Here is a 16192-nt window from a genome sequence, read left to right as displayed (position 1 = left end):
AACCCCCGGAGCCGGTGCCATTGCGGTCATTACAGGCCAGCAACAGAACCCATAATGCGTGACCGGACGTTATCCGTTCGTTAAGCGCTTATCGGTACGATAACCATTTGTCATTTGCCAAGCTGGTAGACGCGCAATATGGTTAGCACCCTGCTGAGGCCCTGCATCCTTGTCTGACAAGCTTGTCAGCAATCTGCAGGCCTTACTTTACGCGGCTTTCAGGGAATTGGGTTGCCCTTCATTCCCCTCCGGAAGTCGATTATTTGCGAACCACAGACGGGGGTAACGCAGGTGATTATCGGTGTTCCCAAAGAAATCTGCCCTGGCGAGCAGCGCGTTGCTTTGACGCCTGCCAATGTCAGCGCATTGCTGAAAAAACAAGGTGTCGAGATCAAGGTCGAGCGTGGCGCCGGTGATATTGCCGGTTACCCGGACAGCGCTTTTGAAGCGGCCGGAGCCAAACTGGTTGATCGTGACGAGATTTTCTCTTCTTCCCAGGTTGTTCTTCAGGTACAGACGCCCGGTAGCAACACTGCCAATGGCAACGAAGACCTGGACAAGCTGAATGAAGGACAGATTCTGGTTGGCATGACCGACCCGCTGGCCAATCCGCAGTTTGCCCAGACCCTGGCCGAGAAGAAGGTGTCTGGTCTGGCACTGGAACTGGTACCGCGTATTACCCGCGCCCAGGCCATGGATGTACTGTCTTCCATGGCCATGATCGCCGGTTACAAGTGCGTGCTGCTGGCTGCCACTGAATCCCAGCGCATGTTCCCCATGAACATGACCGCAGCGGGCACTCTCAACGCTTCCCGTGTTTTCGTCATGGGTGCCGGTGTTGCTGGCCTCCAGGCCTGTGCCACGGCCAAGCGTCTCGGCGCAGTAGTGGAAGCCTATGACGTGCGTCCAGCTGCACGTGAACAGATCCTGTCTGTGGGTGCCAAGCCGGTCGAACTGGATCTGGACACCGGTGAAGCTGAAGGCTCCGGCGGTTACGCCAAGGCCCAGGGTGAAGATTTCCTCAAGCGTCAGCGTGAATTGATGACTGAAGTCGTCAAGGACATGGACGTGATTATCACCACTGCTGCCGTACCCGGCGCCAAGAGCCCGATCCTGGTTACCGAAGATATGGTCAAGGCCATGAAGCCCGGTTCCATCATCGTGGATCTGGCCGCAGAGCGTGGCGGCAACTGTGATCTCACTGAAGCTGGCAAGACCGTTGTCCAGCACGGTGTGACCATCATTGGTCCCGAGAACGTGCCCTCTTCCGTGGCTTTCCATGCCAGCCAGATGTTCGGCAAGAACATGGAAAACCTCCTCAACCTGCTGCTCGACGACAATGGCGACCTGCAGCTGGACTTTGAAGACGAGATCGTTGCTGAAACCGTGATCAGTCACGATGGCGATGTGCCCCAGGCTCGCCTGCGTGACATTCTCGGCCTGCCCGCTCTGGCCAAGCCAGAAGCGCCGGCTACTGAGGAAGCGGACGACAGCAAGGAGGAAAAATAATGGATTTCGTAGCTCAACTGACCCTGTTCGTGCTGGCGATTTTCCTCGGTGTTGAACTGATCACCAAGGTTCCGCCGACCCTGCACACCCCGCTGATGTCCGGTTCCAATGCCATTTCCGGGATTACCGTGGTGGGTGCACTTATCGCAGCCGGCTCTGATTCCGGCATGCTGATCAATGTGCTGGGCTTTATCGCGGTGGTACTGGCGACCATCAACGTGATTGGCGGCTTTATGGTCACCAATCGAATGCTGGCGATGTTCAAGAGGAAGTAATTCATGCAGAACTGGATTGATATCGCCTACTTGATCGCCGCCTGCCTCTTTGTGGTGGGCATCAAGGGGCTGACCAAGCCTAAGACCGCTGTGCGCGGCAACCTGCTGGCTGCTACCGGTATGGGTGTAGCGGCTGTTGTGACCCTGCTCAACGAGCATATTGTCACCTATGAGATCATCATCGCCGGTGTTGTTGTCGGTGGCCTGATTGGTGCTGTTATGGCCAAGAAGGTACAGATGACGGCCATGCCGCAGATGATCGCTCTGCTCAACGGTTTTGGTGGCGGTGCCTCCTTCTCTGTTGCTGCAGCGGAGTTTTTCCGCGGTCAGGCCACAGATGTGGTGTCCATTATTGCTACCGGTGCGGCTGTACTGATCGGCGCGGTGACCCTCACAGGTTCCCTGGTCGCGTTTGCCAAGCTGCAGGAACTGATTGACGGGAAGCCCATGGGCTTCCCGGGCATGAAACTGGTTAACGCCGTTCTGTTTGTCGGTTCCCTGGCCGGTATCGGCTACCTGGTCATGAATCCGGGCAACGAAACCGTATTCTGGGCTCTGGTTGCGGCTGCAGCCGTTCTCGGTCTGTTCCTGGTGCTGCCGATTGGTGGTGCGGACATGCCGGTGGTTATCGCTCTGCTGAACTCTTATTCCGGTGTGGCGGCCTCTGCTGCCGGTTTTGTGATGGGCAACAGCGCGCTGATTATTACCGGTTCCCTGGTAGGCGCCTCTGGTCTGATCCTGACCAGCATCATGTGTAAAGCCATGAACCGCTCACTCACCAACGTACTGTTCGGTGTAATGGCGGAAGCTGGCGAAGCCATGGACGAAGACGAAGTCTACGCCGGCAAGGTGAAATCCACCTCTGCTGACGAAGTGGCCATGCTGCTGGAAACTGCTCAGCGCGTGGTGATCGTTCCCGGTTTCGGTCTGGCCATGGCACAAGCGCAGCACGCTGTCCGTGACCTGGCTGATACCCTGGAAGCCGCTGGCATCGAAGTGGCATACGCCATTCACCCGGTTGCGGGTCGTATGCCTGGCCACATGAACGTACTGCTGGCGGAAGCCGAAGTACCCTATGACCAGCTCAAGGATATGGATGCGATCAACCCCACCTTCGAGCAGACCGATGTGGCAATTGTTCTGGGTGCCAACGACGTAACCAACCCCATGGCACGTGAAGATAAAGGCAGCCCGATCTACGGTATGCCGATCCTCAACGTGGACAAGGCCAAGACCGTTGTCGTCGTCAAGCGCTCCCTGAGCGCCGGTTTTGCCGGGCTGCCCAACCCGCTGTTTGCCAAGGACAACACCCTGATGTTGTTCGGTGACGGTAAGGGTGCAGTGCTGGACATTACCACTGCCCTGAAAGAAGGCTGATTGCTGGCCTGAAAAAAAGGCGCCCCACATGGGGCGCCTTTTTTTTGGCCGCTTCGCGGCCGCCAGACGCTGGATGCCTGACGCTTGACGCTAAGAGCTGAAACCAACCCCTCTTTCACCACAGAGGGCACAGAGTTCACAGAGACAAACCGTCTTTCTTCAGTGATCTCTGTGGTGTAACGCCTTTTGATCTCTACGTGCAGCATGTTGCATGAAGCGTGATGCCGCTGCGAAGCGGCACAAAAAAGCCCCGGTCTCTCTCGAGCCGGGGCTTTTGGGATGCCTGAATAGCTTACTTCAGGGTATAAACCACACCAACCGAGAAGGTGTGGTCGGATTCGCTTGTGCCGTCCGGTGCCTTGGAATCGTGCTCCAGAAGGTGGCGAAGACGCAGGGAGAACTTGGAGTTGATCGCCGTGGTCAGCGATGTCTCTGCACGGGTATCAGCGCCTTCATCGCCCACTTCTGTGGAGAAATCTTCGCGGAAGACGGTGTTCTCACTGACTTTCAGCTCATACTTGATACCAACACGGGCAATGGCGTCTTCTTCAGAATCTCCGCAGCTGAAATAGGTGTCTTGGGGATCAAGACACTTGACGCGATAACCCGGACCGAATTCAGCATCCAGGGTCTGGCGATCAGTGGAAACCCAGCGCCGACCAAGACCGATCGCATAGCTGGCCTCATAGTGGTATCCAGAAAAGTTGTCTTTCTGGTAGGTCAATACATTAAAGAGATAATTCTTTGATCCTTCGCCCAGTTTGCGGTCGAGCTTGTAAGACGCAAAGTAGTTCTCATCGGTACGAACATAGTCTTCCGTAACCGGATCTTCTTCCTGTTCGTTGTTCGCATCCGCCTTGAATGTATGGCGCCACTTGCTGCTCTCACGGGACATGTTGGCGTTGGCGTTGGTGGAGTCAGAGTTGGTATTACCGCGTTTGAACAGCAGCCCTACCCCGATATCTCCAGACCACTTGGTGGCCCCCTCTGCTTCTTCAGCGGCTGCTGATACTGCCGGCAGGCCGGCAGCAATCAGCATGGCAGCCAAATACTTGCTGCGCATGAATCTCTCCTTACTCACTCTTGTCCAGATGTACGTCCATCTGCGGGAACGGAATACCAATGCCGGCGTCATCGAAACGACGTTTCACGGTTTCGGTGGTATCCCACAGTACTGCCCAGTAATCGGCGCTGTTTACCCAGGGGCGGCACAGCAGGTTCACTGAGCTGTCAGCCAGTTCTGCAACGGCAATGACCGGCGCAGGATCCTTGAGAACACGCTCATCAGCAGCGAGGATCTCTTCAAGAACTCGTTTGACCTCAGACAGGTCGGAATCGTAGGAAACGCCAAACTTCATGTCCACTCGCCGAGTGGGCATTTCGGAATAATTGACGATATTTCCGCCCATGATCGCCCCATTGGGTACCGTAATCACCTTGTTATCGGGGGTGCCCATGATGGTGGCAAAGATCTTGATCTCCTTGACAGTGCCAGCTGTACCGCCCGCTTCCACATAATGGCCAACGCGGAAAGGCTTGAACATGATCAGCATGACGCCAGCAGCGAAGTTGCCGAGAGAATCCTTCAATGCCAGACCCACAGCCAGGCCGGCGGCACCCAGAATGGCGACAAGAGAGGTGGTTTCAACGCCCAGCTGGTCCAGTGCGGCAATGATCACAAAGGCAAACAGCACAATGTGGACAATGTTGCCGACGAATTTGGCCACCGTATGGTCAATTCGCTTGTCCATCATGCGGTTAACGCCCTGGGCGACTTTTGAGACAATCCATTTACCGATGATGAAGATCACCAGCGCCGCCACGATGTTCCATGCGTAGGGCATCAGGTTTTCATTGGCAAAGGTCTGAATCTGATCCAGATATTGATCCATTTAACGTACTCCTCTTCCTGTGAGCGCGGATTATGCCTCGATTTGCGGTAATCCGAACGGGCCAGGTCGGGCTATGGCCGTGGATTTTACAAATGTTTCACTTCAGCGAGTCAGATCGGGCCTCCCAAGCCCGATTGCCGCACCATGATGCGTTGTTCCTCCTGTGTTGGCCAGTATATCTGCGGCTAAATCACCGATTTATAACACTTATTCCACCCATTGTTGGGTATCTCATGGCGTCATCGGTATAATGCCTGCCCTTACTTTTTGTTGTCCCTGTCGGAGCCTTCCATGACGTCAACCCTGCGCGCCTCGCTCACTGCCAAGCTGCAAGAACGCATCCTGATCCTGGATGGTGGCATGGGTACCATGATTCAGCGCTGCAAATTCAGCGAGGAAGACTATCGGGGCAGCCAATATGCAGACTGGCCTTCAGATCTGAAAGGGAACAACGACCTGCTCTGCATCACACAGCCAGAGCGCATCAAGGCCCTGCACAAGGGCTACCTGGATGCCGGTGCCGACATTATCGAGACCAACTCCTTCAATGCCACGTCCATCGCCATGGCTGATTACGACATGCAGGATCTGGCGCGGGAGATCAATGTGGCCGCTGCCCGTGTGGCCCGGGAAGCGGCTGACGAGGCATCAACGCCAGACAAGCCCCGCTATGTGGCCGGGGTTCTTGGCCCCACCAACCGTACGGCCAGCATCAGCCCGGATGTGAATGATCCCGGCTACCGCAACACCAATTTCGACACCCTGGTGGAGGCCTACCTGGAGGCGCTGGACGGCCTGGTGGAAGGCGGTATCGACATGATCCTGGTCGAAACCATCTTCGACACCCTGAACGCCAAGGCGGCCGTCTTTGCGGTTGACCAATATTGCTACGAGAACAATCTGGATTTGCCGGTGATGATTTCCGGCACCATTACGGATGCATCTGGCCGCACCCTCACCGGCCAGACCACCGAAGCCTTCTACAATTCCCTGCGTCATGCCCGCCCTCTCAGCTTCGGTCTCAATTGCGCCCTCGGGCCGATGGAACTGCGCCCTTATATCGAAGAATTGTCGCGGATTTCAGAAACCTTTGTGTCCGCACACCCCAACGCTGGGCTGCCCAACGAGATGGGTGAATATGATCTGGATCCGGACACCATGGCCAAAGAAATCCGTGGTTGGGCCGAAAAGGGCTTCCTCAATATCATCGGCGGCTGCTGTGGCACCACCCCGGAGCACATCGCAGCCATGGCCGAAGCTGTAGAGGACCTGGCACCACGCCGCCTCCCAGAGATTGAGGTGGCCTGCCGCCTTTCCGGCCTGGAGCCCTGCACCATCGACAAGGACTCCCTGTTCGTGAATGTGGGCGAGCGTACCAACGTGACCGGTTCCAAGCGTTTCCTGCGCCTGATCAAGGAACAGGACTACGATGCGGCGCTGGATGTGGCTCGTGACCAGGTGGAAAACGGGGCGCAGATCATCGACATCAACATGGACGAGGGGATGCTTGAATCTGCCGAGTGCATGGTCAAGTTCCTCAATCTGGTGGCCTCTGAGCCAGAGATTGCCAAGGTGCCTATCATGATCGATTCCTCCAAATGGGAGGTGATCGAGGCTGGCCTTAAGTGCATCCAGGGCAAGGGGGTGGTCAATTCCATCTCCATGAAGGAGGGGGAAGAGGCCTTTCTCCACCAGGCACGCCTGCTGCGTCGCTATGGGGCCGCTGTGATCGTGATGGCATTCGATGAGGTGGGCCAGGCAGAGACCCGTGAGCGCAAGGTGGAGATCTGTACCCGGGCATACAAGTTGCTCACCGAAGAAGTGGGCTTCCCGCCGGAAGACATCATCTTCGACCCCAACATCTTTGCCATCGCCACCGGTATCGAAGAGCACAACAACTACGCCGTGGATTTCATCGAGGCTGTGGCGGATATCAAGCGCACCCTGCCCCACGCCATGATTTCCGGCGGTGTGTCCAACGTGAGCTTCTCGTTCCGGGGAAACGACCCGGTTCGTGAAGCCATTCATGCGGTGTTTCTCTACTACGCCATCAAGAACGGCATGGACATGGGCATCGTTAATCCTTCCATGCTGGCGGTCTACTCGGACATTCCCGAAGAGCTGCGCAATGCGGTGGAAGACGTGGTGCTCAACCGGCACGAGGAAGGCACCGAGGTATTGCTGGAGCTGGCTGAGAAATACCGGGGCTCCGGTGCAGAGAAGAGCAAGAAAGAAGATCTCGCCTGGCGGGAATGGCCGGTGGAAAAGCGCCTCGAGCATGCGCTGGTAAAGGGCATTGCCGATTATGTTGAAGAAGATACCGAACTGGCCCGCCAGAATGCCGCCCGTCCGCTACACGTGATCGAAGGGCCGCTGATGGACGGCATGAACGTGGTGGGCGACCTCTTTGGTGAAGGCAAGATGTTCCTGCCTCAGGTGGTCAAATCTGCGCGGGTAATGAAGAAAGCCGTCGCCTACCTGATGCCCTTCATGGAGAAGGAGAAAGAAGAGCTGGGCACCCAGGATGAGTCCAATGGCAAAATCCTCATGGCCACGGTGAAAGGCGATGTGCACGATATCGGCAAGAACATTGTGGGCGTGGTGCTGCAATGTAACGGCTATGAGGTTATCGACCTGGGGGTGATGGTGCCCTGCGAAACCATTCTGGACACCGCCAGGAAGGAAAACGTGGATATCATCGGCCTGTCAGGCCTGATTACCCCGTCCCTGGATGAGATGGTCCATGTGGCCAGCGAGATGCAGCGCCTCGGCATGGACCTTCCCTTGATGATCGGTGGTGCGACCACCAGCCGGATCCACACCGCCGTAAAGATCGACCCCGCCTATGAGCATGCCGTCGTGCATGTGGCCGATGCCTCCCGTGCGGTTGGGGTCGCCTCCAAACTGCTTTCCAAAGAATCCAGGGGCGATTATGTGGCCGAGCTGAAAGACACCTACGACGGCCTGCGTGTGCGTCGTCAGCAGCAGCAAGTTGACCGCAGCCTGATTTCTATCGAGCAGGCTCGCGAGCACCGCTTCCAGCCGGACTGGAGCGGCTACACGCCGCCGGAACCGAAGGTGAAAGGGCTCAAGGTTTTTGATAACTACCCGCTTGAGGACCTGGTACAGCGCATCGACTGGACGCCGTTCTTCCGCTCCTGGGAGCTGGCGGGCAAATTTCCCAACATCCTGGATGATAAGGTGGTGGGCAAAGAGGCCACGCGGCTTTACCGTGACGCCCAGGCCATGCTCGAGAAAATAGTTGAAGAAAAGTGGCTAAGTGCCCGTGGGGTAATCGGTTTTTGGCCGGCCAACTCCAACATGGACGACATCGAGCTATACCGGAACCCGGGTGACAAAGAGGCCTTCATGACCCTCCATCACCTGCGCCAGCAGCTGGATCGGAGCAAGAATGACAAGCCCGACTACTGCCTGAGCGACTTCATCGCCCCGAAAGAAACCGGCCTCACTGATTGGCTTGGCGGTTTTGCCGTCACGGCTGGCATCGGCATCGATGAGCATGTGGCTCGCTTCGAAGCTGACCACGATGATTACTCCGCCATCATGCTGAAGGCCCTGGCCGACCGCCTGGCTGAAGCCTTCGCCGAGCGCATGCATGAGAAGGTGCGCAAGGAATACTGGGGCTACGCCAACGATGAAGCGCTCAGTAATCAGGACATGATCAGCGAGAAGTACCGGGGCATCCGCCCTGCCCCTGGTTATCCTGCCTGCCCCGACCACACCGAGAAGGCATTGTTGTGGGAGTTGCTGGAGCCGGAGAAAAACGCCGGTATGTCGATTACCGAAAGCTACGCCATGCTTCCCGCCGCCGCCGTGTCCGGCTGGTATTTCTCCCACCCGGAGGCCAAGTACTTCGGCACCGGCAAGCTGGCCAAGGATCAGATGGACGACTACGCCGCCCGCAAAGGCATGACTCGCAAGGAAATCGAGCGGATGGTGCCGCATTTGCTGGGGTACGTTGAGGAGCAGTGAACAAGTAACAGTTAACAGTGAACAGTGCGCGCAAGCGCATTGTATTGATCTGAAACGCAAGAGGCCGCGCCCGGAAGATGGACGCGGCCTCTTGCGTTTAGGAAACAACCAGAGCGCTCACGCGCACTGTTAACTATTCACTGTTAACTGTCTTCCGGTGGCAACTCGAACCGCCCATCCCACTCCGACGCGTCGATGGATTCCCGATAGGCATGCCAGGTGGCAAAGCCAAGGACAGGTAGCAATATCACCAGCCCCAGGTAGGCAGTGAGGAGGCCTATCAGCAGGGAGATGCCGATCAGGCAGGCCCAGACAAACAACGCCATCTTGTTTCGCAACACCGCATTGGCACTGGTGATGACGCCAGTAACCATGTCAGTTTCGCGGTCCATGATCATGGGCAGCGAGAAGGCACTGGCAGTAAAGACAATGGCACAGAACAAGGCTCCCACACTGCTGCCCACTCCAAAGAACAGCAACATATCCTCCATTCGCCACTCATTCACCGGGTAAAAGATGTAGATCAGGTTGGCGGCACGGGCCCAGACCAGAAACACCACCACCATGATCACCGTGAATGTCAGTGCATCCCCGATACAGGCCTTTACCTGATTGAGGCTGACCCGCAATGACGGGGTTTTGCCCTGCTGCAATTGAATACTGATGCCATAGAGATTCAGGGCAAGAATGGGCCCCAGGAAGACAAAACCGGATATCAGCGACAGATAGAGCCCCATATTGCCAAATGCCCAAGCGGCGGCGGTGATGAGATAGCTCAGGACGACCATGATCACGCCATAGATCAGGCTCACACGAGGGGCCGCGCGGAAATCATGCCACCCCTTTTGCAACCAGCGCAGGGGGGCCGTGCTGGAAATGGGCCGACAGGGAGCGACAAACGGGCGGGTATCTTCCGGCAGCCCGTTAGCCTTGGTGCGTGGGGGTTTCTCGTCCATGATGCATTCTCGCCCAGCCAGCAAACGACACACTGATCCAGATCAGCTTTTCGCCCATCATTGTAACAGCTCCGGCCTAGGAGCCTGCGTCCCCGTCTTCATCTTCAACAACAGGGAGAACTTCCAGCGTGCCCTGCCCTGCGTCCAGTACGGCCTGGCGATCGTCCTGCACGCCGTGCATCACATCGCTGGCCGCCCAGATGGCGGGAATACCGAACTCCACCGCCAGGCTGGCAGCGCCGTTGGAAGGATCCTGCTCACTGATCACGATGCCGCCCGCCTGCAGCAGCCAGGGCAACCAGGACGGGTCCACCTGGTCTACTATCACAATGTCCCCGGGAGTGATCCGGTTCAGGGTCCAGGCGCTGCAGACCCGCCGTATGGGGCCTTCCGCGTTGCCACTGACCAGCGACTGACCGCGTAACAACGGGCTGACACGCTGCCCCCCACCAAAGCCATAGCCGATCTGGTCCATCTTCCAGTCCGGGGCCCCTTGCAGGCTGTCATCCAGATAACGCAGCTTACGATCAGCAATCACATCGTGGCTGGCGCTGGCTGGCAAACGCAGGCCCATCCACAGCTGCCAGAGCTCATCGAAATACAGGAAATAGATATCGTCAGGATGCTGCAATAGCCCATCATTGACGACCAGCGCGCCCATATCGCGTAGCAGAACCCTGAACCGGTTGCCCAGAGCTATGCGCAACGCCCGCGCCTGGCGAAGCAGCGCCACCGGCGCGCTCACCTCCCTGTTGCCGGCCAGCTCACGACGCTGACGTGGCGCGGCACGCAGACTGCCCGCCTGGGCTGGCTTTTCGGTGAGGCCGGCATGGACCGGATCGCTGCCGGGGCGCAGCGGAGACTGCTCTGCAAGTGTGGTGCTGCCGGCGGCCAGGTCCAGAATCAAGTCAAGCTCAGTGCCGGTGGTAAGGGCCTGAAGTGGTAGTGGTGCCTGCTCGCAGTTTAGCTCGTCCGGCACCACCAGATAGGACAACCGCCCTTCGATCTTGCTAAGGCGCTCGCCCAGCCCGTCCAGGTGCATGAAGCTGTGCCAGAGGCCTTCCTGAGTAGCCTGTGGTGTTTTCCAGCCACGGATTTCCTGGGCAATGCGAGACAGCGCCATGGCATCCCGTGCGTGCTGCAGCTTGCTGTAGGGAGGCACATGTTCAGCGGGCTGCAGCCGTTGCCAGGCGGGCGGCACTCGACGGAACGTGCCCGGGTGACTGTCCTGCAGGGCCATGAAGTAGGCACAGTTGGTATAGATGTGGCTGTGCTGGCGCCGGTAGGGCTCCACCTTGTTCAGCTTGTCCCAGCCATGCCTGGCAACCAGCGGCTCCCAGAACGACGATTTGAACCAACGCGCGGCCAGGGTGTACCACAGCGGGCTTTCTGCCTGCACAAACAGGCCCGTGCCGGCACGCCGGGTCCAGGCTTCCCTGGGTGCAGGCAAGGAACCCACGGGGAGTGTTTGCAGCAGCCACAATTGGTCGCCGTCATACACCCATTCACCCGCCTGGGGGCGGTCAAAATTTGTCTTCAGGAGTTGATGAAGGGCGAGAATCTGGTCATGCCCCACGGAGTCGGCCAATGAGTGACTGGCATGACTGGCATGAACCAGGCGTCCCTGGTCATCAAAGATAATCCGTTGGCGTTCGCTGTTGCCATCGGCCACCCCTTCCACCACCAAATGCGGAAGATCTTGCCGTAACGGATGTCGGGTAAACAGCACTCCCGCGGCACACTGCCGGGGCAACGCCTGAATGATCAGTTGATTGGGGGCCTGCTCGCGGCGAAATATGGTCTGCAAGGCTGCCGCCAAGGCGTTATCAGAATCCAGATTCAGCAAGCTTTCACGGCAGGAGGCCGGGTTCATTGGGCCCTGTTGAAGAACCCAGTAGCGGTCTTCACCAAACATGCGAGGCAACGCGCGCAATTTCTGAACAAGCTCTTCGGTGTCCAGTTCCAGCACATCATCACGGTGCAGGCGCCAGCTGGGAGGCACAGGCAGCCCCATCGCGGCCCAGCGTTGCAGGTTCTCGGTGCCCTGCTCGTCTGCCGTCAGTACTTCTATGCTCATGAATGTTTCTTATATCGTTGTAGTGTCGTCGCTGTATACAGGCCCAGGAAGTAAAAGGCCGGCAGCAGTGCCAGTGCCCCCGCGGCAATGACCACAGCGATGCCCCCAAACAGCATCGGCGCTTTCATCAGGGTGCTCATCAGGGAGTCCTGCCAATAGAAAAACCATTGGTGATCTGCCGGGAATAACCACAAATGAAACTGGTAAAACACCTCGGTGGGACCTGCAATGCCAAGCCACGCTAACACAGCGCCCGTGGCGATGACAGACACCAGCAGGCGATGCCGCACGGAAGGCCGGCCCAGCAGACAGGTCGCATAAGCAGCGGGAAGCCAGAGCGCCAGCAGAACCCAGAAAAGCACCCTGCCCCGGTTAATCAGGTCGGCCACATCCTGAAGATGTTGCACCTCCGCAGCATGCAGCAGTTTACGGGGGCTGGAACCCGGTGGCTGGTAAAGAATGGTGTCCAGGCCCTGGCCATGGTCATGAACCGCATCGCGTATTTGCTCAAACGCCTGCCAGTGCTGTTCGGGAGGCAATAGCTCAAGTCCGGATTTAAAGCGATTCTGTGGGCCGTATTGCTGTATATGCTCGCCAATGGCGAGCTGCTGGTACCAGAACGGATAGCCATAATCAGCCTTGCTGTACAAGGCCCAACTGGTCAGTACAGCGAGCAATACGGAGATGACAGCATATGCAAACCACACTAAAGTGGCCGGACGCTGGCGCTTGATTGCCGTGTTTGTCATTTCACCCCCTCGAATACGAACAGAATAATAAAAGAGGATGTTGCGTCATGCGAACGCTCTCCAATAACTGTGGCATCATTTGTGTCAATCGACATACTCCGTCTTCGTCCTTATCGTTCAATCCGGTATTGCATCTTCTGTCTCTACTGATCCTGTCTGCCTCCCTGGCACTCACCGGTTGTTCGACCACCCAGCTGCCGGTCACCGACGCCCGGCTCACCACGGCTGCGCAGGAGGCAGACTATTTTCAGGTGCGCATTCTCACCCGGGATGGCAAGAAACTGGCTGCCACGGTCTATCAGCCCGAGTTGCAAGCCGGACAGAGCGCGCCGCTGATTATTGCTACTCACGGGTTTGGCGGCTTCCGCGCAAAACGGCCCCTTTCCATTTACGGTCAGGCCATGCTCACCGGTGAAGCCGCGATTGCTGCCTGGAAGGCCGGCTATTGGGTCGTATTCTACGATCAGCGCGGCTGGGGCCAATCCCAGGGCAAAGTTCACATGATGGATCCGGAGTTCGAGGTGGCCGATCTCAGTAATGTGATCGACTGGTCTCTGTCACACCTCCCCGGGATCTCGCGGCTGGAGGATGGCAGCCCGGCCATCGGCATGATTGGTGAGTCCTATGGCGGCGGCTTGCAGAGTATTGCGTCGTTCAATGAGCCGAGGCTTAAAGCCATTGTTCCGCTGGCCAGCTGGCACGACTTGAACAGCCTTGCACCCAATGGTGAATTCCGGACGGCCTGGGGCGCGGTCCTGCTGAGTGCCGGGGGCATTACCAGCGGGTTTGATGTGGGCGAAATGTTTGCCTCCCCCTGGAACAGCGCATTCGACGGCACCATCAGTTCGGATATGTCTACCCTGATGTATGAGCGCAGCCCGGCCAGTTTCTGTGACAAGGGATTGGCACCCCATGCCGACGCCCTCTTCATCCAGGGCTTTTCAGACACCATTTTCCCTTTTCAGGAAGCAGAGAAAAACTATGAATGCTGGCGCAATGCGGGCCGGGATGCCCGGGTGATCGGCCTGCAAAGCGGCCACGCCATGCCCTGGCCGGTACAGAAAATGCGTGGGGGGCTGCCGTTTTTCCATACCGATGACATGGTCCATTGTGGCGAATACAAGGAAACGACAGTGGACACCGTGCTCGGCTGGTGGGACGAGAAACTGCGCGGGGCCGAAGCCACGGTGCCGCCCTATTGTGTGAATATCACTGAAGACCGCGGTCTGGCCATCAATGACGAACTGCCACCGGCTAACCAGTTCGCCGTACCTCGCGAGAAAGTCACGGTGCCGCTGGCAGGTGCCTTTGAATGGTTGATGGTGCCTGTGGATGCGGGGACGGACATGCTACGAGCCATGTGGCCCGGTGCTGATCTGCGGGATCTGGAGCCGGATGGTGGATTTGGACGCCCCAAGTTTATTCCGCTTTACATCGCCCGTGGGGACGATGAGCTCTTGTTGGGCAAGCCCCGCATTGACCTGCGTATCGCCGGCTCAAGCAGTGGCGACAGCATGCCCATGTTTGTGGGTATTGGCGTGCAACATGCCAACCGCCGCCGTGTGCGGGTTGCCAGCGAGCAGCTGACGCCGATCACTGAAAAAGGGATCCATCGCCAGGAATTGGCCGCTGTCAGTCAGCCCCTGAAGCCGGGCGACCGGGTGGGTGTGGTGGTTTATGGCTACACGGCCCAGTTCCCGCTCAATTCTGCCTTTCTGGCGCGTAATGCCACGGTGAAAGGCAATGTGTGGTTGCCGCTTGCCCGGGAAGAGGATGTGGCTCTGGCCCCGGAACGGCCGTTCTGATCTGATGGCCTTCCACGCTGCGCTGCCGAATTAACGGCAGCGCCCAGTCCCGGTAAGCCTCATAATAATACTGACGCAGACCGTCTCTTAGCCTGGGCCTTACCAGGCTCACAAGGTAGGCAGTCACTCATTTGTGAAGCGTGTACCTCGCCCCGCTCTTTAACGAATGCGAAACAACCAGTGAAAGGCTGCCAGGAAGATCCGAAGGGAAGCGCCCTCAAGCTGACATCTGCGGCGCTTTCGTCCTGGAAAGGGAATCCCCCGTCACAGCTGAAGGTTCAGGACACGCTGAGCTCGTCAGGTATTCTCAGGGCGCAGTCTGTAGGGGTGGACCTGGATTTTCACGTCCCGGGCCCTCTCATCGGCGTAGCGGTCTGCCGGGAAGCCGCGCATACCACTATCGAAGTACAGGCTTACGGTAAAACGCAACTCTCGTTGCTCCGGCCACCCCTTGAGCATATAGCCAAGATTCGGCAACTGGCCTTGGAACTGTTCCGGTTCCACTACCCGCTCACGATCATCCTCATATATCAGCTGTAGCGGCACCGACATCAATGCCGGGGGGACCGTGAGCTCAGTGAGCAGAGTAAAGTCCTTGTTGCTGTCAAACAGTATCCAGTTCTCGGCCATGCTGATGGGCTGTCCGGCGAAAGATGCATCATCCGGCACACCGTTGACGGTTACAGGGTCAGTGGCGAAATTATGGGTGTAGACAGTGGCGCCTTGCTGGTTGTTGCCGTCCACAGTAACGGAGACTTCCGGTTCCTTCAGCGTGGCGCGGTAAAGCTCGGGTACCTTGGCATAGGTATGAGCTTCGTAGTGGGCGGCATAGCGCATGGCCTGAACCTGAATGGTCATGACCGGAATTCCCGCCAGAACCACCCGGGTACGAAGATGCATGACTGACCGGATAGGACCGACCCGGTGGCCCACCATCTGGGGACGAAGGTTATGATTGTCCAGGGTCATGCGGGTGAATCTGGACAGCACTCCTGCGCTCATGCGCATCTTCAGGGTATCGATGATGGAACCGTTACCCTGGTAGGTGCGATAGCCCAGGTATCGCCAGTTGAGCTCGTTGTCTGGATCCACATCCAGTTGGTATAGGGCCGTGCGGGTTTGCCCAGTAGCGGTGTCATGGGACACATAATAATTCTTGCTGCGCTGGCGGTTGCCCTTCACCAGATAGAAGTGGCACTCATTGGCCACTTCCAGTTCGGCGAGGACTTTGCCTTCTGCAGGTGTGAGTGTTGCCGGTTTTTTCGGGCCGGCATCGGTGAGCATGGCCAGCAGCCGATCCTCGCCGTCCAGCACGTTGGGCTCGCCAAGACGATCAAAGCCTGATTCTTCGAACCAGACCATCTCGTGATCAGACATCTCGTCGAACTGGTAGGCCACCGGTACCAGCATCCCCTGCTCCACCCGCATCAGCGACAGGTCTGCCAGGGGCAGCCCCCTGGCAGCATCGAGCTGGGAGGCCGACAATTGCATGACTTTGCCTTGATCAAGGGGATCAAACAGGCATTGCGCAGTGCTGCCGGCGCTCAACAGCAACAGTG

At 57.7% G+C, this 16192-nt stretch carries 11 protein-coding genes; 5 read left to right on the top strand and 6 right to left on the bottom strand.

The window, feature by feature from the left end; genetic code table 11:
* Window positions 1-291: 291 nt before the first annotated feature.
* Genes HF945_RS07640 through HF945_RS07630 form a run of 3 tightly spaced genes read left to right on the top strand, consistent with a single transcriptional unit; the run spans window position 292 to window position 3161 of the window.
* A complete protein-coding gene (locus HF945_RS07640; protein ID WP_290525148.1) occupies window positions 292-1509 on the top strand; it encodes a Re/Si-specific NAD(P)(+) transhydrogenase subunit alpha in 1218 nt (405 codons plus the stop codon).
* Window positions 1509-1784: an NAD(P) transhydrogenase subunit alpha gene (locus HF945_RS07635; RefSeq protein ID WP_035244439.1), complete on the top strand. Its 276-nt coding sequence runs from the start codon at window positions 1509-1511 to the stop codon at window positions 1782-1784. The genes HF945_RS07640 and HF945_RS07635 overlap by 1 nt, the downstream gene beginning before the upstream one ends.
* Window positions 1785-1787: 3 nt before the next feature.
* Window positions 1788-3161 (top strand): NAD(P)(+) transhydrogenase (Re/Si-specific) subunit beta, encoded by a 1374-nt coding sequence (locus HF945_RS07630; RefSeq protein WP_290525147.1) that lies wholly within the window; start codon window positions 1788-1790, stop codon window positions 3159-3161.
* A 292-nt stretch (window positions 3162-3453) separates the two neighbouring features.
* Here HF945_RS07630 and HF945_RS07625 read toward each other — a convergent pair whose 3' ends face one another.
* Window positions 3454-4224 carry a DUF481 domain-containing protein gene (locus HF945_RS07625; protein WP_290525146.1) on the bottom strand — a complete coding sequence of 257 codons (771 nt, stop codon included), beginning with the start codon at window positions 4222-4224 and terminating at the stop codon, window positions 3454-3456.
* Between the two features lie 10 nt (window positions 4225-4234).
* The gene (locus tag HF945_RS07620; RefSeq protein ID WP_290525145.1) at window positions 4235-5053 is read right to left on the bottom strand and encodes a mechanosensitive ion channel domain-containing protein; all 819 of its coding nucleotides are present in this window, start codon (window positions 5051-5053) and stop codon (window positions 4235-4237) included.
* A 291-nt stretch (window positions 5054-5344) separates the two neighbouring features.
* On the opposite strand from HF945_RS07620, the gene metH reads away from it, so the two are divergent.
* Window positions 5345-9046, top strand: coding sequence for a methionine synthase (gene metH, locus HF945_RS07615; protein WP_290525144.1), 3702 nt, complete (start codon window positions 5345-5347; stop codon window positions 9044-9046).
* A 143-nt stretch (window positions 9047-9189) separates the two neighbouring features.
* On the opposite strand, the gene HF945_RS07610 is transcribed toward metH, so the two are convergent.
* The 3 genes from HF945_RS07610 to HF945_RS07600 all read right to left on the bottom strand — a co-directional run bounded on the left by HF945_RS07610 (window position 9190) and on the right by HF945_RS07600 (window position 12828).
* Complete coding sequence (locus HF945_RS07610; RefSeq protein WP_290525143.1) at window positions 9190-10002, bottom strand: DUF2189 domain-containing protein; 813 nt, start codon at window positions 10000-10002, stop codon at window positions 9190-9192.
* 76 nt (window positions 10003-10078) lie between these two features.
* On the bottom strand, window positions 10079-12079 hold the full coding sequence (locus HF945_RS07605) for a PEP-utilizing enzyme (RefSeq protein ID WP_290525142.1): 2001 nt from the start codon (window positions 12077-12079) through the stop codon (window positions 10079-10081).
* On the bottom strand, window positions 12076-12828 hold the full coding sequence (locus HF945_RS07600) for a DUF1461 domain-containing protein (protein WP_290525141.1): 753 nt from the start codon (window positions 12826-12828) through the stop codon (window positions 12076-12078). Before HF945_RS07600 ends, HF945_RS07605 begins: the two co-directional genes overlap by 4 nt.
* Window positions 12829-12875: 47 nt before the next feature.
* On the opposite strand from HF945_RS07600, the gene HF945_RS07595 reads away from it, so the two are divergent.
* Entirely contained in the window at window positions 12876-14633 is a 1758-nt protein-coding gene (locus HF945_RS07595) for a CocE/NonD family hydrolase (protein WP_290525140.1), read from the top strand.
* A gap of 297 nt (window positions 14634-14930) precedes the next feature.
* Here HF945_RS07595 and HF945_RS07590 read toward each other — a convergent pair whose 3' ends face one another.
* Window positions 14931-16124, bottom strand: coding sequence for a hypothetical protein (locus tag HF945_RS07590; RefSeq protein WP_290525139.1), 1194 nt, complete (start codon window positions 16122-16124; stop codon window positions 14931-14933).
* Window positions 16125-16192: the final 68 nt, after the last annotated feature.

Source organism: Alcanivorax sp., from assembly GCF_017794965.1.
Taxonomy (GTDB): Bacteria; Pseudomonadota; Gammaproteobacteria; order Pseudomonadales; family Alcanivoracaceae; genus Alcanivorax.
This window is presented reverse-complemented; position numbering and strand designations above follow the sequence as displayed.

Coding starts and splice junctions, on each gene's coding strand:
- HF945_RS07630 (WP_290525147.1), top strand. CDS start 1,788: ATGCAGAACTGGATTGATATCGCCTACTTGATCGCCGCCTGCCTCTTT.
- HF945_RS07635 (WP_035244439.1), top strand. CDS start 1,509: ATGGATTTCGTAGCTCAACTGACCCTGTTCGTGCTGGCGATTTTCCTC.
- HF945_RS07620 (WP_290525145.1), bottom strand. CDS start 5,053: ATGGATCAATATCTGGATCAGATTCAGACCTTTGCCAATGAAAACCTG.
- HF945_RS07625 (WP_290525146.1), bottom strand. CDS start 4,224: ATGCGCAGCAAGTATTTGGCTGCCATGCTGATTGCTGCCGGCCTGCCG.
- HF945_RS07590 (WP_290525139.1), bottom strand. CDS start 16,124: ATGCAATTGTCGGCCTCCCAGCTCGATGCTGCCAGGGGGCTGCCCCTG.
- HF945_RS07610 (WP_290525143.1), bottom strand. CDS start 10,002: ATGGACGAGAAACCCCCACGCACCAAGGCTAACGGGCTGCCGGAAGAT.
- HF945_RS07595 (WP_290525140.1), top strand. CDS start 12,876: ATGCGAACGCTCTCCAATAACTGTGGCATCATTTGTGTCAATCGACAT.
- metH (WP_290525144.1), top strand. CDS start 5,345: ATGACGTCAACCCTGCGCGCCTCGCTCACTGCCAAGCTGCAAGAACGC.
- HF945_RS07605 (WP_290525142.1), bottom strand. CDS start 12,079: ATGAGCATAGAAGTACTGACGGCAGACGAGCAGGGCACCGAGAACCTG.
- HF945_RS07600 (WP_290525141.1), bottom strand. CDS start 12,828: ATGACAAACACGGCAATCAAGCGCCAGCGTCCGGCCACTTTAGTGTGG.